The sequence below is a fragment of the Paraburkholderia sp. GAS32 genome (assembly GCF_050434225.1).
In the GTDB taxonomy this organism is placed as follows: domain Bacteria; phylum Pseudomonadota; class Gammaproteobacteria; order Burkholderiales; family Burkholderiaceae; genus Paraburkholderia; species Paraburkholderia madseniana.
In genome coordinates, this window is sequence record NZ_JBNPVS010000013.1 from 156330 (window position 1) to 175224 (window position 18895).

17 protein-coding genes and 1 tRNA gene are annotated in these 18895 nt (G+C 61.5%); 15 read left to right on the top strand and 3 right to left on the bottom strand.

Annotation, left to right across the window (positions count from 1 at the left end; all coding sequences use genetic code 11):
- Positions 1 to 116: 116 nt before the first annotated feature.
- The 3 genes from P3T25_RS18060 to P3T25_RS18070 form a co-directional block, all read right to left on the bottom strand.
- The gene (locus tag P3T25_RS18060) at positions 117 to 1697 is read right to left on the bottom strand and encodes a SulP family inorganic anion transporter (RefSeq protein ID WP_266257535.1); all 1581 of its coding nucleotides are present in this window, start codon (positions 1695 to 1697) and stop codon (positions 117 to 119) included.
- Between the two features lie 88 nt (positions 1698 to 1785).
- Positions 1786 to 2421 carry a carbonic anhydrase gene (locus tag P3T25_RS18065; RefSeq protein WP_266257537.1) on the bottom strand — a complete coding sequence of 212 codons (636 nt, stop codon included), beginning with the start codon at positions 2419 to 2421 and terminating at the stop codon, positions 1786 to 1788.
- A 230-nt stretch (positions 2422 to 2651) separates the two neighbouring features.
- Positions 2652 to 3215, bottom strand: coding sequence for a hypothetical protein (locus P3T25_RS18070; protein ID WP_266257538.1), 564 nt, complete (start codon positions 3213 to 3215; stop codon positions 2652 to 2654).
- 187 nt (positions 3216 to 3402) lie between these two features.
- Here P3T25_RS18070 and P3T25_RS18075 point away from each other — a divergent pair, with 187 nt between their 5' ends.
- The 15 genes from P3T25_RS18075 to nuoH all read left to right on the top strand — a co-directional run bounded on the left by P3T25_RS18075 (position 3403) and on the right by nuoH (position 18887).
- Positions 3403 to 4722 (top strand): branched-chain amino acid ABC transporter substrate-binding protein, encoded by a 1320-nt coding sequence (locus P3T25_RS18075; RefSeq protein WP_429358561.1) that lies wholly within the window; start codon positions 3403 to 3405, stop codon positions 4720 to 4722.
- Between the two features lie 183 nt (positions 4723 to 4905).
- A complete protein-coding gene (rpsO, locus tag P3T25_RS18080) occupies positions 4906 to 5178 on the top strand; it encodes a 30S ribosomal protein S15 (RefSeq protein WP_011487489.1) in 273 nt (90 codons plus the stop codon).
- Positions 5179 to 5516: 338 nt separating this feature from the next.
- Complete coding sequence (pnp, locus tag P3T25_RS18085) at positions 5517 to 7664, top strand: polyribonucleotide nucleotidyltransferase (RefSeq protein WP_171925034.1); 2148 nt, start codon at positions 5517 to 5519, stop codon at positions 7662 to 7664.
- 240 nt (positions 7665 to 7904) lie between these two features.
- Positions 7905 to 8921, top strand: a complete 1017-nt coding sequence (locus P3T25_RS18090) for an NAD(P)H-quinone oxidoreductase (protein WP_429358550.1) — start codon at positions 7905 to 7907, stop codon at positions 8919 to 8921.
- A gap of 126 nt (positions 8922 to 9047) precedes the next feature.
- Positions 9048 to 9827 (top strand): triose-phosphate isomerase, encoded by a 780-nt coding sequence (tpiA, locus tag P3T25_RS18095; RefSeq protein ID WP_154567533.1) that lies wholly within the window; start codon positions 9048 to 9050, stop codon positions 9825 to 9827.
- Positions 9828 to 9909: 82 nt separating this feature from the next.
- Positions 9910 to 10287: a preprotein translocase subunit SecG gene (secG, locus tag P3T25_RS18100; RefSeq protein WP_054034962.1), complete on the top strand. Its 378-nt coding sequence runs from the start codon at positions 9910 to 9912 to the stop codon at positions 10285 to 10287.
- Positions 10288 to 10400: 113 nt separating this feature from the next.
- Positions 10401 to 10485 (top strand) — tRNA-Leu (locus P3T25_RS18105).
- A 161-nt stretch (positions 10486 to 10646) separates the two neighbouring features.
- Complete coding sequence (locus tag P3T25_RS18110; RefSeq protein WP_007175615.1) at positions 10647 to 11006, top strand: NADH-quinone oxidoreductase subunit A; 360 nt, start codon at positions 10647 to 10649, stop codon at positions 11004 to 11006.
- Between the two features lie 63 nt (positions 11007 to 11069).
- Positions 11070 to 11549 (top strand): NuoB/complex I 20 kDa subunit family protein, encoded by a 480-nt coding sequence (locus P3T25_RS18115; protein WP_006052903.1) that lies wholly within the window; start codon positions 11070 to 11072, stop codon positions 11547 to 11549.
- A 21-nt stretch (positions 11550 to 11570) separates the two neighbouring features.
- On the top strand, positions 11571 to 12173 hold the full coding sequence (locus tag P3T25_RS18120) for an NADH-quinone oxidoreductase subunit C (protein ID WP_154567534.1): 603 nt from the start codon (positions 11571 to 11573) through the stop codon (positions 12171 to 12173).
- A 9-nt stretch (positions 12174 to 12182) separates the two neighbouring features.
- The gene (locus tag P3T25_RS18125; RefSeq protein ID WP_093639630.1) at positions 12183 to 13436 is read left to right on the top strand and encodes an NADH-quinone oxidoreductase subunit D; all 1254 of its coding nucleotides are present in this window, start codon (positions 12183 to 12185) and stop codon (positions 13434 to 13436) included.
- 131 nt (positions 13437 to 13567) lie between these two features.
- On the top strand, positions 13568 to 14053 hold the full coding sequence (nuoE, locus tag P3T25_RS18130) for an NADH-quinone oxidoreductase subunit NuoE (RefSeq protein WP_054034960.1): 486 nt from the start codon (positions 13568 to 13570) through the stop codon (positions 14051 to 14053).
- Entirely contained in the window at positions 14050 to 15378 is a 1329-nt protein-coding gene (gene nuoF, locus P3T25_RS18135) for an NADH-quinone oxidoreductase subunit NuoF (protein ID WP_154567201.1), read from the top strand. Before nuoE ends, nuoF begins: the two co-directional genes overlap by 4 nt.
- Positions 15379 to 15488: 110 nt before the next feature.
- Positions 15489 to 17822 carry an NADH-quinone oxidoreductase subunit NuoG gene (gene nuoG / locus P3T25_RS18140; RefSeq protein ID WP_429358551.1) on the top strand — a complete coding sequence of 778 codons (2334 nt, stop codon included), beginning with the start codon at positions 15489 to 15491 and terminating at the stop codon, positions 17820 to 17822.
- Entirely contained in the window at positions 17823 to 18887 is a 1065-nt protein-coding gene (nuoH, locus tag P3T25_RS18145) for an NADH-quinone oxidoreductase subunit NuoH (RefSeq protein WP_154567199.1), read from the top strand. It abuts the gene before it with no gap.
- Positions 18888 to 18895 lie beyond the last annotated feature (8 nt).

Consider the following 18895-nt stretch of genomic DNA (forward strand, 5'->3'; position numbering starts at 1 on the left):
TGCGTGCCCGCTGAACCGGATTGTCAAGAAGCCCTGTGCCCTGAAAAGCACGGGGCTTCTTGCTTTTGTGGTGTCTCCTCCTCGTGAATACCGCGCTGAAGTCCCGCGCGCTGAAACTACTCCGCAGCCGCGCGCCGCATCGACCATCCGCGCGCAGCGCGTGCCTGCGCCTGGACCTGATGCCGCACTTCGACTGCGATCTCGCGACGCGGCGCATCGGCGACGAACGCGTCCAGCAGTTCGCGCACATCGTGATCGACGAAATCGGCACGCGTTGCGTCGACGATCAAGGTCGCGCCGTCGGGAATCTGCTGCAGATAGTGCTTGAGCGGCACCTTGCCGAGAAACGACACGTCCTTGCGAAAGGACAGCAGATAGTGATCGCCGTGCTGCGCGAGCACGATCGGGCTGCGCAGGTTCGCATACAGCGCGAGCAGCACGCTGCACAGAATGCCGAGCACGATGCCGATCAGCAGATCGGTGGCGAGCACGCCGACCAGCGTGACGATGAACGGCGCAAACGGTGCGAAACCCTGCTTGGCGACGGCGACGAACAACGACGGCTTGGCGAGCTTCACGCCAGTGAAGATAAGAATCGCCGCAAGGCACGCAAGCGGAATCAGGTTGATGACGCTGGTGAGCGCGAACACGCTTACCAGCAGCAACACGCCATGAATAATTGCGGACAGCCGGCTTTGTGCGCCCGCATGCACATTGGCGGAGCTGCGCACAATGACCGAAGTGATCGGCAGGCCGCCGATCGCACCGGCGATCAGATTACCCACGCCCTGTGCCTTCAATTCGCGATCCGGCGGCGCGGCACGTCGGGCGGGATCGATCTGCTCGACCGCTTCGAGGCTCAGCAGCGTTTCGAGACTCGCGACGATCGCCAGGGTGATGGCGACGCGCCAGACATCAGGATTGACCAGTTGCGCGAAGTGCGGCCCGAAGTCGACCCATTGGAGAGCGACTTGCAACGCGGCGAACGATTCGAGCGACGGCAGCGCGACGCGATGCTCAGCGGGCGGCGCGAACGACGGAGCGAACAGACTGAGCAGCAGCGTCGCGCCGATGCCCAACAGCACCACCGCGAGCGGCGCGGGGATGAGGCGCACCAGCACAAAGCGGCGTAACGCGCGCGTTTCCCATCCCACCAGAATCGCCAGCGAGAGCAAGGTGAGTACGCAGGCCGCGAGCGATATCGAGCCGAACGGCGTTGTTACGCTGCCGGCAATCCGGGCGGCAGCGTGCGAACCGGCCGACGCATTCGCGCCGAATAGCCCAAGCGCAAGCGGAAACTGCTTGACGATCAGCAGCACACCGATCGCCGCAAGCATGCCCTTGATCACAGGCGATGGCACATAGGCCGCAAATCTGCCGGCCTTCAGCATGCCGAAGCCGAATTGAATCGCGCCCGACAGCAACACGGCCAGCAGGAACGCGGAGAAACTGCCGAGTTGCGCGATTCCGTCGACGACGATCACGACGAGGCCCGCCGCCGGCCCGCTGACGCTCAGCCGCGAACCGCTCAGCACGGCCACCACCAGCCCGCCGACGATGCCCGATACAAGCCCGGCAAATGGCTCGACGCCCGATGCGTTGGCGATGCCCAGACATAGCGGCAGCGCCACCAGAAAAACGACCGTGCCTGCCAGCAGATCGCGTTGAAACGTGGAAAAGAAAGCTCGTAGGTTCATGGGGTCGGTGCAGTAGTGGGTGGAGCCTTGTGTGCAGCGAAGGCAAAGGCGAAGGCCATGCCGAGGCCGGTTTGATAGAAGCTGCGCACTAGGCGGCGCTATGGGCGGCTGTTGTGCAGGTCATCGCGTCATCGGCTTCGTAGCCGGACGTGAGAACCTTGATGCGCCCGTCCTCGAGCGCAAAGATCCAGCCGTGAACGAGCGGTGCCGGGTCGGCGTCCCGCACGATCGGACTCGCTCGTAACTGGCGCACCTGTTCGAGCACGTTCAACTCCGCGAGCCGGTCGATTCGCTCACGCTCGCTTGCGTGGCCCTGCAGCTCGTCGCCATGCGCCTTTGCCAATGCACATAGAGGCGCGATCCGTCGGTTCACATGCGGCAACGTCGGTTCCGGCGGCAGCAGGGCGGCACGCACACCGCCGCAGCCATAGTGGCCGCAGACGATCACGTGCCCTACCTTCAGCACGCGCACCGCGTATTCGAGGACACTCGCGGAGTTGTCGTCGTCCGGATGAAAAAGGTTGGCAATGTTGCGGTGAACGAACAGATCGCCCGGCTCGCAATGCGTGATGGTTTCCGCGGGCACGCGGCTGTCCGAGCAGCCGACCCACAGCACGTGCGGATTCTGGCCTCGTACCAGATCACGGAAAAATGCGGGGTTGCGCGCGGCGGTTTCATGCGCCCATGCGACGTTGGCGACCAGCAGGCGTTTCGGACGGTTCATCGATAGTGGCTCCGTAAGTAGGGCGCACAGACTCCTCGCCGACATCACGGCTGTGCCCGGACGGCACAGCGGGTGTAATCGGCATCGAATCAATGCTTACGAAAACCTTTCTATCAAAAAATAAATCTGCTGTGCGCGAAATAAAATTCGTGGGCATGCGCAATAAATAAAAAAAAGCCGCCTGAAGAGGCGGCTTGGCAGATCCATGCGTAATGGGTTCGAGCGAACGCTCAGAACAGGCTGCGGCGATCCGGGTCGTGCAAGGGATCAGGTGTTTTTTGCGTGAGCCGCACGATGCCCTGGTCGTCGAAATAGAAGCTGTACATCATGTACCAGACGTTGTCTTCCAGATAGCGATACGTCCAGACCTCGCGCTTCATCAACGGGAAGTACGACGTTTCGACTGGGCGTCCGAAGTTCACCAGTACGTCGCTCTTCGTCCACTTGCCGATTTCCGCCCGGTAGAACTCGTTGGGCTGAAGCACCTGACGCACGGTGACGATCTTGCCGGATGCGTCGATGTCGGCGGCGGTGGTGGTTTCGCCCATCGGTTGGGTCGGCCACATCAGCCGCTTGCCGCCGTTGGGCAGATCGTAGCTTTCACGCGGCGCGCCGAGGCGGGCGACGATAGTCGATTCGTCCGCACCTTGGCTGTATTGCTGCCATGGCTGCACGCAGCCGGCGAGCGTAGCCGTGAGCGCGAGCGCGCTCAGGCAGACGAGCGCGGCGCGGCGCAGGCGTGCTGCGGGCGACGCTTCGATCGAGGCCGCCGTGGATGGGTGGCGGTTGAACATGAATTCCTCCGATGGCATTTGTGTAGCGGTTTTTATCATCGAGACACATTATTTTGACACGGGCGGCGGCAAAAGATTTGCGCTCCATACAAGCTCTCGCTGTAATTACGATAACGGCTGCGCCGGCTTGCTTATTCCGTCTGGAACGCCCTATGATCCGCGCTTCGACGAATCCAGCGGGGCAATGATGATGGCGAATTGGCAACGGGCGGCAGCAGCGGCAGTCGTGGGGCTGGCAGCGATTTCGATGGCCGCGGCGGCGCTCGCCGCGGGAGAAACGGTGTCGGGTCCGGCAAGCAAGCCGGTCAATAAGCCGACGGGAACGCCGATCCAGTTGGCGCTGATCGAAGGCATGTCCGGCCCATTCGCCAATGCGGGTGCGGCGGTGGAGCGCAATCTGCGCTTCGGCGTCGAACAGGTGAATGCGCAAGGCGGCGTGCAGCTCGCCGACGGTGCGCATCCGCTCGAACTGGTCGTCCTCGACAGCAAGGGCAGCGCAGAGGAGGCGCTCGTGCAACTGCGCGCGGCCGCCGACCGTCACATCGGCTACATCATGCAGGGCAACAGCTCGGCAGTCGCGGCGGCGCTGATCGGCGCGATCGACAAACAGAACAGCCGCGAGCCGGGCAACCGCGAACTGTTCCTCAATTATTCCGCCGACGATCCCGCCCTGACCAACGCCAGTTGCAGTTTCTGGCACTTCCGCTTCGATGCGCACGCGGGCATGCGCATGGATGCGCTGGCTGACGTGATCCAGCGAGACAAAGCGGTGAAGAAGGTCTATCTGCTGAACCAGGACTACAGTTTCGGCCACGACGTCAGCAGCCTCGCGCGTTCGACCCTGGCGACCAAGCGCCCGGATATTGCGGTTGTCGGCGACGAATTTCATCCGATCGGCCGCGTGAAAGACTTCGCGCCTTACATCGCAAAGATTCGCGCGAGCGGCGCGGATGCGGTGATCACCGGCAACTGGGGCAACGACCTGACGCTTCTGGTCAAGGCGGCGCGGGAGCAGGGACTGGACACCCGGTTTTACACCTTCTACGGCAACAGCCTCGGGGCGCCTGCCGCGTTGGGCGACGCCGGCGTCAAACACGTGATCGCGGTGGCCGATTGGCACCCGAACGCCGGCGGCGCGGCCTCCGACACGTGGTACGCGGCGTTTCGCGCCCGTTTCCCGGCTGCCCAGGATGACTACCCGGTGCTGCGCATGCCGCTGATGATCGAAACCCTCGCCGTGGCGATGAACCGCGCCGGCAGTGCCGACCCGACGGCCGTCGCCCGGGCGTTGGAGGGCATCAAGTCCGACAACGGCTTCCACGCATCGTGGATGCGCGCCGACGACCATCAGTTGATCCAGCCCCTTTATGTGATGGAAATGGACAAGGCCGGCACGCCGGGCGTCAAGTTCGACAACGAAGGTTCAGGCTATGGTTTCCGCACGGTGCTGGCTTTGCCGCCCGAGCGCACGGTGCCGCCGACCGTGTGCAGGATGAAACGGCCGTAGAACGGCCCCTGAGCAAACCCGGACCGGCCACGATCTCACCCGACACAGCAGGGTTCGCGGCCGGATTGGGCTGTGCTACAATACGCGTCCCGTTGTGAGGCATGGCTAAAAGTATGCGTACACGGGTAACCACGGCACGGCCTTTCTTCCGTGACCGCCTGTCTAGTTCTCAAGGAAATCGACATGTCCGCAGTTGAAACAAGCAAGAAGTCCGAAGTCGTTGCGCAATTCGCACGCGCAGCTAACGACACCGGCTCCCCCGAAGTTCAGGTCGCGCTGCTCACGACCCGCATCAACGAACTGACCGTTCACTTCAAGGCACACACGAAGGATCACCACAGCCGCCGCGGTCTGCTGCGCATGGTGAGCCGCCGTCGTAAGCTGCTCGACTACCTGAAGGGTAAGGACGCGGATCGTTACCGCGCACTGATCGAGAAGCTGGGTCTGCGTAAGTAATCGGCCAGTCGTTCAGCAAGATGCCTGTGTCAGTTCCACTGATACAGGCATTTTGTTTTTGCACGGTGCGCTTCATGTGATGCGCACTGCCTGCCGGTCGCGGTGGCGTGACGATTCATGCGGCGGCTAGCAGGAAAACGGCAGTAAAAAAGCAGCAAAAAAGCAGAAATACGGCCGGGCTTCAGGGCAGAGCTTTGTGTCATTCCAGCGGTTCGCGCACGTACATAGCGTAGGGCGTGGTTCTCTGGAATGGCATAACACTACTCTTCCCCTGTGGCGCCGGTCCTGGCGTTGCCGCGCCGCTTCTGGTCCGCGCGGCATAACGAAGAGGAAAAGCAATGACTATGTTCAATAAGATCGTCAAAGAATTTCAGTGGGGCCAACATAAGGTTCGCCTCGAAACGGGCGAAATCGCTCGTCAGGCGAGCGGTGCGGTGATCGTCGACGTCGAAGACACCGTTGTGCTGGCTACTGTGGTCGGCGCCAAGACCGCCAAGCCGGGCCAGGACTTCTTCCCGCTGACCGTCGATTACCTCGAAAAGACCTACGCCGCAGGCAAGATCCCCGGCGGTTTCTTCCGCCGTGAAGGCCGCCCGTCGGAAGGCGAAACGCTGATCTCGCGCCTGATCGACCGTCCGCTGCGTCCGCTGTTCCCGGAAGGCTTCTACAACGAAGTCCAGGTCGTGATCCACGTCCTGTCGCTGAACCCCGAAATCCCCGCTGACATCCCCGCGCTGATCGGCGCGTCGGCGGCGCTCGCCATTTCCGGTCTGCCGTTCAACGGCCCGGTCGGCGCAGCACGCGTGGCCTACATCAACAACGAATACGTGTTGAACCCGACGCGTCCGCAGATGAAGGAATCGGCACTCGACCTGATCGTCGCCGGTACGGAACGCGCGGTGCTGATGGTGGAATCGGAAGCACAACAACTGACCGAAGAAGTGATGCTCGGCGCAGTGGTGTTCGGCCACGAACAAATGCAGGTCGCGATCGACGTGATCCACGAGCTGGTTCGCGAAGGTGGCAAGCCGGAATGGGATTGGAAGCCGGCTGCCAAGAATGAGCCGCTGATCGCACGCGTGTCGGAACTGGCGCAAGCCGATCTGCTCGCCGCTTATCAGATCCGCGACAAGCAAGCCCGTTCGACCAAGCTGAAGGAAGTCTACGCAGCGACGTCGGCCAAGCTGGAAGAAGAAGCAGCGGCAGCCGGCACGGTTGCAGCAGACAAGGCTAGCGTCGGCAACGTGCTGTTCGACATCGAAGCGAAGATCGTCCGTACGCAGATCCTGAACGGCGAGCCGCGTATCGACGGCCGCGACACGCGCACTGTGCGCCCGATCGAAATCCGCACCGGCGTGCTGCCGCGTACGCACGGCTCAGCCTTGTTCACGCGTGGCGAAACGCAGGCCATGGTGGTCGCAACGCTGGGCACCAAGGGCGACGAGCAGAACATCGACGCGCTCGAAGGCGAGTACCGCGAACGCTTCATGCTCCACTACAACATGCCTCCGTTCGCGACCGGCGAAACGGGTCGCGTCGGTTCGCCGAAGCGCCGTGAAATCGGTCACGGCCGTCTGGCCAAGCGCGCGCTGGCTGCGTGCTTGCCGAGCGCCGACGAATTCGGCTACTCGATTCGCGTCGTGTCGGAAATCACCGAATCGAACGGTTCGTCGTCGATGGCTTCGGTGTGCGGCGGCTGCCTCGCACTGATGGACGCCGGCGTGCCGATGAAGGCGCACGTCGCCGGCATCGCGATGGGCCTGATCCTGGAAGGCAACAAGTTTGCCGTGCTGACCGACATCCTCGGCGACGAAGATCACCTCGGCGACATGGACTTCAAGGTGGCAGGTACCGAGCAAGGTGTGACAGCACTGCAGATGGACATCAAGATCCAGGGCATCACCAAGGAGATCATGCAGGTCGCCCTCGCGCAAGCGAAGGAAGGCCGTATGCACATCCTCGGCAAGATGACTTCGGCTGTGTCGGGCGCGAACACGGTGCTGTCGGACTACGCACCGCGCATGATCACCATCAAGATCAATCCGGAAAAGATCCGCGACGTGATCGGCAAGGGTGGTTCGGTGATCCGCGCGCTGACCGAAGAAACCGGCACGACGATCGATATTTCGGACGACGGCGTCGTCACCATCGCCAGCACCAGCAGCGAAGGGATGGCCGAGGCGAAGAAGCGTATCGAGAACATCACGCTGGAAGTCGAAGTGGGTCAGGTCTACGAAGGCACTGTGCTCAAGCTGTTGGACTTCGGCGCGATCGTGAACATCCTGCCGGGCAAGGACGGTCTGCTGCACATCTCCGAAATCGCCAACGAGCGTATCAAGGACATCAACGACTACCTGAAGGATGGCCAGCAAGTGAAGGTCAAGGTCATCCAGACGGACGAAAAGGGCCGCGTGCGTTTGTCGGCCAAGGCGTTGCTGAACGACGCCGCAAACGGCGCGCCGCAAGGCGAACCGACGCCGCAGTAATGCGGTAGCAGGGCGACGGCCGGCAGCGCGAATGCGCGCCGGCCGTTTTTCATGAAGGGTGCAGGGTGGATTGCGTTGCAAGCAGGCACAGGCAGGCTCAAGCAGGCACACGCAGATGCCGGCAGGTGCAAACCGACATAAGCGGGTACTCTGTTTGCATGAAGCGCTTCGTCGCGGTTCAGGCGATTTTCGCCAGTTCGTGTCAGTAGGCAACGCAATCCAATCTTGGAGTTGACGCAGATGAAAGCGATCGAAATCACCGAATTTGGCGCGCCGGAAGTCCTCAAGCTGGCGGAGCGGCCCACGCCGCAGCCGAAAGCGGGCGAGGTGCTGATCAAGGTGGCGGCATCAGGCATCAACCGTCCGGACGTGTTCCAGCGCAAGGGTGGCTATGCGCCGCCGCCGGGTGCGTCGGACCTGCCGGGGCTGGAAGTGGCGGGTGAGATCGTCGGCGGCACCATCGACGAAAAGAATAATCCGTTCGGTCTGAAAATCGGCGATCGCGTGTGCGCATTGCTTGCGGGCGGTGGCTATGCGGAATATGCGACCGCACCGCTGTTGCAGTGCTTGCCGGTGCCCGCTGGCTTGTCGGATGTCGAGGCGGCTTCGCTGCCGGAAACGTTCTTCACGGTGTGGAGCAATGTGTTCGATCGTGCGCAGCTCGGCAAAGGCGAGGGCGCGCCGAACGAGACGCTGCTGGTGCAGGGCGGCTCGAGCGGCATTGGCGTGACGGCGATCCAGATTGCGCATGCGCTGGGTTTTCGCGTGTTCGCCACGGCCGGGTCGGACGAAAAGTGCCGCGCCTGCGAAGCGCTCGGCGCCGAACGGGCGATCAACTACAAGACTGAGGATTTCGTTGAAGTCATCAAGTCGCTGACGAACGATCGTGGTGTCGACGTCGTCCTCGACATGGTGGCGGGCAGTTATGTGCCGCGCGAGCTCACCGCGCTGGCCGACGGCGGCCGCATCGTGCTGATCGCCTTGCTGGGCGGCGCGAAGGCCGAGCTGAATCTGAACGAAGTGCTGCGCCGCCGTCTGACGGTGACGGGTTCGACGTTGCGCCCGCGGCCAATCGAGTTCAAGGCGAAGATCGCCGCGCAGTTGAAAGAGCGCGTGTGGCCGCACCTCGAAGATGGTCGCATCAAGCCGGTGGTGCACCGTGTGTTTCCGCCGGCGCAAGCCGCCGAAGCGCACGCGCTGATGGAAAGCAGCACGCACGTCGGCAAGATCGTGCTGACTTGGGGTCAGGACGCTTGACACGGCCGGTTTGACCCGATCCACCCCACGCAGTAAAATTGCGCGTTTTGCGCACGCCGCATGAATCCGAAAGGCGGGCTGTAAGCGCAAACCGAGTCCGCCGCCAATACACGAGACGACGAGACGATGTCGAAACAACGAGCCAAGCTGGTAGTCGGTAACTGGAAGATGCACGGGCGCCTCGCCGAGAACGCAACGCTGTTACAGGCCGTGGCGCAAGGCGCGGGAGAATTGCCGGCTGATGTGCGCGTCGGTGTCTGTGTGCCGTGCCCTTATCTCGCGCAGACTCAATCGTTGCTGGAAGGCAGCAAGGTCGAGTGGGGCGTGCAGGACGTCTCCGCGTTCACGCATGGCGCCTATACCGGCGAAGTGGCGGCGCAGATGGCGGTGGATTTCGGCGCCACGCTTGCGATCGTCGGGCACTCGGAGCGCCGTGCTTACCATCGCGAAAGCGCAGAGTTGGTTGCGGTGAAGACGCAGCGTGCACTGGAAGCGGGTTTGACCCCGATCGTGTGTGTCGGCGAAACGCTTGAAGAGCGTGAGGCTGGTTCCACGGAGCAGGTGGTCGGCGCGCAACTGGACGAAGTGCTGGCGAAGCTGTCGGTGGAGGATGCGGCACGCATCGTCGTCGCGTACGAGCCGGTCTGGGCGATCGGCACCGGCAAGAGCGCTACGTCGGATCAGGCGCAGGCAGTGCATGCTTTCCTGCGTTCGCGTCTGGCGGCAAAGGGCGCGGCGGTGGCGGATGTGCCGGTGTTGTACGGCGGCAGTGTGAAGCCGGAGAACGCGGAAGAATTGTTCCGCGAGCCGGATATCGACGGTGGCCTGATCGGCGGTGCGTCGTTGAAAGACCAGGATTTCCTGGCGATCTGCAAAGCGGCGGCGGCGACGAGCGTCGCCGGTTAAGCAGGGCGCCTTGGCGAGGATGACCCAATCCCGCGCGGCACACTTTGTGTGGTGCGGTTAAATAAAGACTCAGGTGAGTGTGATGCTGTATTTGAAAACATTGATTATCGTCGTTCAGCTGTTGTCGGCACTCGGGGTCATTGGCCTTGTCTTGCTGCAACACGGCAAAGGCGCCGATATGGGCGCTGCTTTTGGTAGCGGCGCATCGGGCAGCCTGTTCGGCGCGACCGGTTCGGCAAACTTTTTGTCGCGTACCACGGCCGTCCTCGCAGCCGTGTTTTTTGTCACGACATTGACGCTTACGTACCTCGGCGCGTATCGTGCGAAACCGTCCGCAGGCTTGCTGGGCGCGGCTGTGACCGCACCGGTCGCGGCTTCCGCTGCAGCCGCGCCGGCTGGCGGCTCGGCAGTATTGCCGGCGTCGGCCGCGTCCGTCCCGGCCACGGATGTGCCGAAATAAATTTTTCGTTCAAAGTGCTTTTGTGCGTTGAACAAACTGTTTAGACCAGTTACAATCTAAGTCTTGAAGCGATTCGCGGGTTTTATAAGTTGTTTTCCCGGATTGCAGTTAGTGCCGACGTGGTGAAATTGGTAGACACGCTATCTTGAGGGGGTAGTGGCGAAAGCTGTGCGAGTTCGAGTCTCGCCGTCGGCACCAAATGTTATCTAAATGCCAGCCGCTTGCTTCGCTTCGGCTGGCATTTTCACTTCTGACGCGCGGCTTGCGTTGGGCTTGCGGCATGTGCGTTGCCGAAGTGATTTCGCGTCAGGAGTGCTATGCTCTTGGCGGCATTCAGAACCAACCGATAGAGGATAGTCTTGAACCTCGCAGCCTATTTCCCCGTCTTGTTGTTCCTCATTGTGGGCACCGGTTTAGGCGTAGCACTGGTCAGCATTGGCAAGATCCTCGGTCCCAACAAGCCCGATACCGAGAAAAACGCACCATACGAGTGCGGCTTCGAAGCATTCGAAGATGCGCGCATGAAGTTCGATGTGCGCTACTACCTCGTCGCCATTCTCTTCATCATTTTCGACCTTGAAACCGCGTTCCTGTTCCCGTGGGGTGTAGCCCTGCGCGACATCGGCTGGCCTGGCTTCATGGCGATGATGATTTTCCTGCTCGAATTCCTGTTGGGCTTTGCCTATATCTGGAAGAAGGGCGGCCTCGACTGGGAATGATGGATTAATCGCCGGTTTGCGTGGGTGGCCAAGGCTTGCCGCCCCGTCTGGAGTGGAAAGCAAATGAGTATCGAAGGGGTCTTGAAGGAAGGGTTTGTCACCACGACGGCAGACAAACTGATCAACTGGACGCGCACCGGCTCGCTGTGGCCGATGACGTTCGGTCTCGCGTGCTGCGCGGTCGAGATGATGCATGCGGGCGCCGCCCGTTATGACCTTGATCGTTTCGGCGTGGTGTTTCGTCCGAGTCCGCGTCAGTCGGACGTGATGATCGTCGCCGGCACGCTGTGCAACAAGATGGCGCCGGCTCTGCGCAAGGTCTACGATCAGATGGCCGAGCCGCGCTGGGTGATTTCGATGGGCTCGTGCGCGAACGGCGGCGGCTACTACCACTATTCCTATTCGGTGGTGCGCGGCTGCGATCGGATCGTGCCGGTCGACGTCTACGTGCCCGGTTGTCCGCCTACGGCGGAAGCGCTGGTGTACGGCGTGATCCAGCTGCAGGCCAAGATCCGTCGCACCAACACAATCGCCCGTCAATAAGGCCAACGCCTCCCCCATAATATGGCAAGCAAACTCGAGACCCTGAAAGCGAACCTCGAGGCGGCCTTCGGCGGCCTCCTGTTGAGCACCACCGAGGCAGTCGGTGAGTTGACGATCGTCGTGAAGGCGAGCGACTACATCCACGTTGCAACGCGTCTGCGCGACGACCGCTCGCTCGGCTTCGAGCAATTGATGGATCTATGCGGCGTCGACTATCAGACCTACGCCGATGGCGCATACGACGGTCCGCGTTTCGCGGCCGTTCTGCATTTGTTGTCGGTGCAGAACAACTGGCGCCTGCGTCTGCGTGTATTCGCACCAGACGACGAAGTGCCGATCGTCGCGTCAGTCGTCGATATCTGGAGTTCGGCCAACTGGTACGAACGCGAAGCATTCGATCTGTACGGCATCGTCTTCGAGGGTCACCCGGACCTGCGCCGCATCCTGACCGACTACGGTTTCATTGGTCACCCGTTCCGTAAAGATTTCCCTGTCTCCGGCTACGTCGAAATGCGTTACGACCCGGAAGAGAAGCGCGTCGTCTATCAGCCTGTGACGATCGAGCCGCGGGAAATCACGCCGCGCGTGATCCGCGAGGATCGCTATGGCGGTCTGAAACACTAAGAGAACGCCATGGCAGAGATCAAGAACTACACGCTCAACTTCGGTCCTCAGCACCCGGCCGCGCACGGTGTGCTGCGCCTCGTGCTCGAACTCGACGGCGAAGTCATCCAGCGCGCCGATCCGCACATCGGCCTCCTGCATCGCGCGACTGAAAAGCTCGCGGAAACTAAAACCTTCATCCAGTCCGTGCCGTACATGGATCGCCTCGACTACGTGTCGATGATGGTCAACGAGCACGGCTACGTGATGGCGATCGAAAAGCTGCTCGGCATCGAAGTGCCGATTCGCGCGCAGTACATCCGCGTGATGTTCGACGAAGTCACGCGAGTGCTGAACCACCTGATGTGGATTGGCGCACACGCGCTCGACGTCGGCGCGATGGCGGTATTTCTGTACGCGTTCCGCGAACGCGAAGACCTGATGGACGTGTACGAAGCGGTGTCCGGTGCACGGATGCACGCGGCTTATTACCGTCCGGGTGGCGTGTACCGCGATCTGCCTGACGCAATGCCGCAATACAAAGCGTCGAAGATCCGCAATGCGAAGGCATTGTCGAGGATGAACGAGAACCGTCAAGGTTCGCTGCTCGACTTCATCGACGATTTCTTTACGCGTTTCCCGAAGTGCGTCGACGAATACGAAACGCTGCTTACCGACAACCGGATCTGGAAGCAACGTCTGGTCGGTATCGGCGTGGTCAGCCCGGAACGCGCACTGAACCTCGGTATGACCGGCGCGATGTTGCGCGGCTCGGGTATCGAGTGGGATCTGCGCAAGAAGCAGCCGTACGAAGTCTACGACAAGCTCGATTTCGACATTCCGGTTGGCGTGAATGGCGACTGCTATGACCGATATCTGGTTCGCGTCGAAGAAATGCGCCAATCCACGCGGATTGTGAAACAGTGCATTGAGTGGTTGCGCAAGAATCCGGGTCCGGTGATGGTCGACAATCACAAGGTTGCGCCGCCGTCGCGGGTTGGCATGAAGTCGAACATGGAAGATCTGATTCACCACTTCAAGCTCTTCACGGAAGGCTTCCATGTGCCGGAAGGCGAAGCATATGCCGCGGTCGAACATCCGAAGGGCGAGTTCGGTATCTACCTGATCTCGGACGGCGCGAACAAGCCGTATCGCCTGAAGATTCGGGCGCCGGGCTATGCGCACCTGTCCACGCTCGATGAAATGGCGCGCGGTCACATGATTGCCGACGCTGTGACGATCATCGGTACGCAGGACATCGTGTTCGGCGAAGTAGATCGCTAGGACGTATTCATCAGCGCGCGTCTTCAGATTGCACCGAAGCGCGTGTCAAGCAAAGGAACGCCGGGTCTGTCGCAACATGCAATGCGCGACGGGTTTTCGTTCGGTAGGAATTGAAAGAGTCGTGTCTGAAAATGATCTCAGCTGAAGGCCTGAAAGAAATCGATCGTGCGATCGCGAAGTATCCCGCCGATCAGAAACAGTCCGCCGTGATGTCGGCGCTGGCTACTGCTCAGGAAGAGCATGGCTGGCTGTCGCCCGAACTCATGCAGTTCGTCGCGGACTATCTCGGCATGCCGGCGGTCGCCGTGCAGGAGGTGGCTACCTTCTACACGATGTATGAGACCTCGCCGGTCGGCAAATACAAGATCACGCTCTGCACGAACCTGCCGTGCCAGCTCGGCCCGGACGGCGGCTCAGACAGTGCCGCTGAATATCTGAAGCAGAAGCTCGGCATCGACTTTGGCGAAACCACGGCTGACGGCAAGTTCACCTTGAAAGAAGGTGAGTGCATGGGCTCGTGCGGCGATGCGCCGGTGATGCTGGTGAACAACCATCGCATGTGCAGCTTCATGAGCCGCGCGAAGATCGACCAGCTGCTCGAGGAACTTTCGAAATGACGTCTTTACACGATCGTCACATCAAACCGCTGATTCTCGCCGGCCTGAACGGCGACAACTGGCATCTCGAAGACTATGTGGCGCGCGGCGGTTACGCCCAGTTGCGCCGCATTCTGGAAGAAAAGATTCCGCCCGAGCAGGTGATCGCCGACGTCAAGGCGTCGGGTCTGCGCGGCCGTGGCGGTGCGGGCTTCCCGACCGGTCTGAAGTGGAGCTTCATGCCGCGTCAGTTCCCGGGGCAGAAGTACCTCGTCTGCAATTCGGACGAAGGCGAACCGGGTACATTCAAAGACCGCGACATCCTGCGTTTCAATCCGCACTCGCTGATTGAAGGCATGGCCATCGGCGCGTACGCGATGGGCATCACGGTCGGCTACAACTATATCCACGGCGAAATCTGGGAAGTCTACAAGCGCTTCGAAGAAGCGTTGGAAGAAGCCCGCCGCGCTGGATTCCTTGGCGACAACATCATGGGTTCGGGCTTCTCGTTCGAACTGCATGCGCACCACGGTTACGGCGCCTACATTTGCGGCGAAGAGACCGCGCTGCTCGAATCGCTCGAAGGCAAGAAAGGGCAGCCGCGCTTCAAGCCGCCTTTCCCGGCGAGCTTCGGCGTGTACGGCAAGCCGACCACGATCAACAACACTGAGACGTTCGCTGCGGTGCCGTTCCTGCTCGCGATCGGTCCGCAGAATTACCTCGAAATCGGCAAGCCGAACAACGGCGGCACCAAGATCTTCTCGGTTGCCGGCGACGTCGAGCGTCCGGGTAACTATGAAATTCCGCTCGGCACGCCGTTCGCCACGCTGATGGAACTGGCCGGCGGCATGCGCGGCGGCAAGAAGATCAAGGCTGTGATTCCTGGCGGCTCGTCGGCACCGGTGATCCCGGGCGAAATGATGATGCATACCGACATGGACTACGACTCGATCGCCAAAGCTGGCTCGATGCTCGGCTCCGGTGCGGTCATCGTGATGGACGAGACGCGTTGCATGGTCCGTTCGCTGCTGCGTCTGTCGTACTTCTATTACGAAGAGTCGTGCGGTCAGTGCACGCCGTGCCGCGAAGGCACCGGCTGGCTGTATCGCGTCGTGCATCGTATCGAACACGGGCTCGGCCGTCCGGAAGATCTGGATCTGCTGAACTCGGTCGCTGAGAACATCATGGGCCGCACGATTTGCGCGCTCGGCGATGCAGCGGCCATGCCGGTTCGCGGCATGCTCAAGCACTACTGGGACGAATTCGAATACCACGTCGCCCACAAGCATTGCCTCGTCGGCGGTCACGCCGGTGCGGCAGCGGCGTCAGAAACAGTGGCTGCCTAAGTAGGCCAAGTAGCGCACCAGAACACGTCATCCGCGGGATTCAGCGCCTGAAACGGGCGATGAACAGGGCGAACGATTGAGCGGTAACAGGTTAAGGAAGATTGACCATCATGGTTGAACTTGAAATAGACGGCAAGAAAGTAGAGGTACCTGAAGGCAGCATGGTGATCCAGGCTGCGCATAAGGTCGACACGTACATTCCTCACTTCTGCTATCACAAGAAGCTGTCGATTGCGGCCAACTGCCGGATGTGTCTGGTCGATGTCGAAAAGATGCCGAAGGCTGTGCCCGCATGCGCCACGCCGGTGTCGGCAGGCATGATCGTGCGCACCAAGTCGGACAAGGCCGTGAAGGGCCAGCAAGCCGTGATGGAATTCCTGCTGATCAACCACCCGCTGGATTGCCCGATCTGCGATCAGGGTGGCGAGTGTCAGTTGCAGGATCTGGCGGTGGGCTACGGCAAGTCGTCGTCGCGCTATAGCGAAGAAAAGCGCGTTGTGTTCCACAAGAACGTCGGCCCGCTGATCTCGATGGAAGAAATGTCGCGTTGCATTCACTGCACGCGTTGCGTCCGCTTTGGCCAGGAAGTCGCCGGCGTGATGGAACTCGGCATGCTGGGCCGCGGCGAGCATTCGGAAATCACGTCGTTCGTCGGCAAGACGGTCGACTCCGAACTGTCGGGCAACATGATCGATCTGTGCCCGGTGGGCGCGCTGACCAGCAAGCCGTTCCGCTACAGCGCCCGCACGTGGGAACTGTCGCGCCGCAAGTCGGTGAGCCCGCACGATTCCGTCGGCGCAAACCTCGTGGTGCAAGTGAAGAACAATCGCGTGATGCGTGTTCTGCCGTTCGAAAACGAATCCATCAACGAATGCTGGATTTCGGACAAGGACCGCTTCGCGTACGAAGGTCTGAACAGCCCGGAACGTCTCACGCAGCCGATGCTCAAGCAAGGCGGCAAGTGGGTCGAGACCGACTGGCAATCCGCGCTTGAATACGTGGTCAAGGGTCTGAAGGGCATCAAGGGCGACCACGGCGCGAACGCGCTGGCCGCGCTCGGCAGCGCCCACAGCACCGTTGAAGAACTGTTCCTGTTGAAGCAACTGGCCCAGGCGGTCGGCACGCCTAACGTCGATTTCCGTCTGCGTCAGTCGGATTTCTCCGCGCCTGCCAACGGTGCGCCGTGGCTCGGTACGGCAATCGCCGACCTTTCGAACCTCGACGCCGCATTGGTGATCGGTTCGGATCTGCGCCGCGATCATCCGCTGTTTGCCGCGCGTCTGCGTCAAGCTGCCAAGAGCGGCACGAAGCTGACGTTGGTGCAAGCCACCAACGACGACGCGCTGATTCCGCAGGCGCAACGCGTGGTCGCCGCGCCGTCGGCATGGCTCGACGCACTGGCTGGTATCGCGGCCGCGGTGTCGGAGGCGAACGGTGTTGCACTGCCGGAAGCCTTCGCCGGCACGCAGCCGACGGATGCCAACAAACAAACCGCGAAGTCGCTCGCCACTGGCGAACTCCGTGTGGTGCTGCTCGGCAACGCCGCGGTCCGTCATCCGGACTTCGCCGCGATTCACGCTGCGGCGCAATGGATCGCAGACGCGACCGGCGCAACCCTGGGTTTCCTCACGGAAGCCGCCAACACGGTCGGCGCGCATCTCGTGAACGCATTGCCGGGCGAGGGCGGTTTGAACGCTCGCGAAGTGTTCGAGCAACCGCGCAAGGGTTATGTGTTGCTGAACGTCGAACCGGAATTCGACACGGCCAATCCGGCGCAGGCTTTGGCCGCACTGAAGCAGGCTGAAATGGTCGTCGTGATGTCGCCGTTCCAGATGGGCGCTGAATACGCTGACGTCCTGCTGCCGATCGCACCGTTCACGGAAACGGCCGGCACGTTCGTCAACGCCGAAGGTACCGTGCAGACGTTCAACGGCGTCGTGCGCCCGCTCGGCGACACACGCCCGGCATGGAAGGTCTTGCGCGTCCTCGGCAGCTTGCTCGGCGTGCCGGGCTTCGAATTCGACACCTCCGAAGAAGTGCGCACGGCAGCGCTTGGCGATGGCGAGATCAAGTCGCGTCTGTCGAACAAGACGGGCGCCACGGTTGCACGCGGCAAGGCAGCGATGGCAGCAGAGGGCAAGTTCGAGCGTATCGCCGACGTGCCGATTTACCACGCCGACGCGCTGGTGCGTCGCGCCGAGTCGTTGCATCTGACGGCAGCGGCGCGTGCAGCGAATTCGGCCGGTCTGCCGGCTGCGCTGTTCGACAAACTGGGTTTGAAGGAAGGCGACGCAGTGCGCGTGCGCCAGGGCGAGCAATCGGTGCAGTTGCCGGCCGTGCGCGACGCGAATCTTGCGGAGACGGTCGTCCGCGTATCGGCGGCTACGCCCGCCGGTGCCGCGCTGGGCAGCCTGTTCGGTGAACTGCTGGTGGAGAAGGCGTAAATGAGCTTGTTCGATACGATCAACTCGGGCGGCACCCAGCTTCTCGGTGTGGCATGGCCCACGGTGTGGGCACTGGTGCGCATCCTGGTGGTGGCCGTCGTGATCCTGCTGTGCGTGGCTTACCTGATTCTGTGGGAGCGTAAGCTGATCGGCTGGATGCACGTGCGTCTCGGCCCGAACCGCGTGGGCCCGGCAGGTTTGCTGCAGCCGATCGCCGACGTGCTGAAGCTGTTGCTGAAAGAAGTGATTCAGCCGGCCCAGGCGAGCCGCTGGATCTACATGATCGCGCCGATCATGGTGGTAGTGCCGGCCTTCGCAGTCTGGGCGGTGATTCCGTTCCAGGCGGGCGCGGTTCTCGGCGACATCAACGCGGGTCTCCTGTATGCGATCGCGATTTCGTCAGTCGGTGTGTACGGCGTGATCCTGGCCGGCTGGGCGTCGAACTCGAAGTACGCGTTCCTCGGCGCCATGCGCGCGGCCGCTCAAATGGTCTCGTACGAAATTTCGATGGGCTTCGCCCTCGTCGTCGTGCTGATGACCTCGGGCAGTCTGAATCTGTCGGACATCGTGACGTCGCAGGAGCGCGGCATTTTCGCCGGCTACGGCTTGAACTTCCTGTCGTGGAACTGGCTGCCGCTCCTGCCGATGTTCGTCGTGTACTTCATCTCGGGCATCGCCGAAACGAACCGTCACCCGTTCGACGTGGTGGAAGGTGAGTCGGAAATCGTCGCGGGCCACATGATCGATTACTCGGGGATGGCGTTTGCGCTGTTCTTCCTCGCCGAGTACATCAACATGATCGTGATCTCGGCATTGGCTGCAACACTGTTCCTCGGCGGCTGGAGCGCACCGTTCGGCTTCCTGTCGTTTGTCCCGGGCATCGTATGGCTCGTCGCCAAGGTTTTCTTCCTGCTGTCGGTATTCATCTGGGCGCGTGCCACGTTCCCGCGCTATCGCTATGACCAGATCATGCGTCTGGGCTGGAAGATTTTCATTCCGGTTTGCGTGGTGTGGCTCATCGTGGTCGGCTTCTGGATCATGTCGCCGTTGAATATCTGGAAATAAAGGGCGGA

Bases quoted from the DNA above. Each gene is read 5' to 3' on its own strand.
- P3T25_RS18090 (WP_429358550.1), top strand. From the start codon at position 7,905: ATGAAAGCGATCGAAATCACCGAATTTGGCGCGCCGGAAGTCCTCAAG.
- pnp (WP_171925034.1), top strand. From the start codon at position 5,517: ATGACTATGTTCAATAAGATCGTCAAAGAATTTCAGTGGGGCCAACAT.
- rpsO (WP_011487489.1), top strand. From the start codon at position 4,906: ATGTCCGCAGTTGAAACAAGCAAGAAGTCCGAAGTCGTTGCGCAATTC.
- nuoG (WP_429358551.1), top strand. From the start codon at position 15,489: ATGGTTGAACTTGAAATAGACGGCAAGAAAGTAGAGGTACCTGAAGGC.
- P3T25_RS18070 (WP_266257538.1), bottom strand. From the start codon at position 3,215: ATGTTCAACCGCCACCCATCCACGGCGGCCTCGATCGAAGCGTCGCCC.
- P3T25_RS18120 (WP_154567534.1), top strand. From the start codon at position 11,571: ATGGCAAGCAAACTCGAGACCCTGAAAGCGAACCTCGAGGCGGCCTTC.
- P3T25_RS18125 (WP_093639630.1), top strand. From the start codon at position 12,183: ATGGCAGAGATCAAGAACTACACGCTCAACTTCGGTCCTCAGCACCCG.
- nuoH (WP_154567199.1), top strand. From the start codon at position 17,823: ATGAGCTTGTTCGATACGATCAACTCGGGCGGCACCCAGCTTCTCGGT.
- P3T25_RS18075 (WP_429358561.1), top strand. From the start codon at position 3,403: ATGATGGCGAATTGGCAACGGGCGGCAGCAGCGGCAGTCGTGGGGCTG.
- P3T25_RS18065 (WP_266257537.1), bottom strand. From the start codon at position 2,421: ATGAACCGTCCGAAACGCCTGCTGGTCGCCAACGTCGCATGGGCGCAT.
- P3T25_RS18115 (WP_006052903.1), top strand. From the start codon at position 11,070: ATGAGTATCGAAGGGGTCTTGAAGGAAGGGTTTGTCACCACGACGGCA.
- P3T25_RS18060 (WP_266257535.1), bottom strand. From the start codon at position 1,697: ATGAACCTACGAGCTTTCTTTTCCACGTTTCAACGCGATCTGCTGGCA.
- nuoF (WP_154567201.1), top strand. From the start codon at position 14,050: ATGACGTCTTTACACGATCGTCACATCAAACCGCTGATTCTCGCCGGC.
- secG (WP_054034962.1), top strand. From the start codon at position 9,910: ATGCTGTATTTGAAAACATTGATTATCGTCGTTCAGCTGTTGTCGGCA.
- nuoE (WP_054034960.1), top strand. From the start codon at position 13,568: ATGATCTCAGCTGAAGGCCTGAAAGAAATCGATCGTGCGATCGCGAAG.
- tpiA (WP_154567533.1), top strand. From the start codon at position 9,048: ATGTCGAAACAACGAGCCAAGCTGGTAGTCGGTAACTGGAAGATGCAC.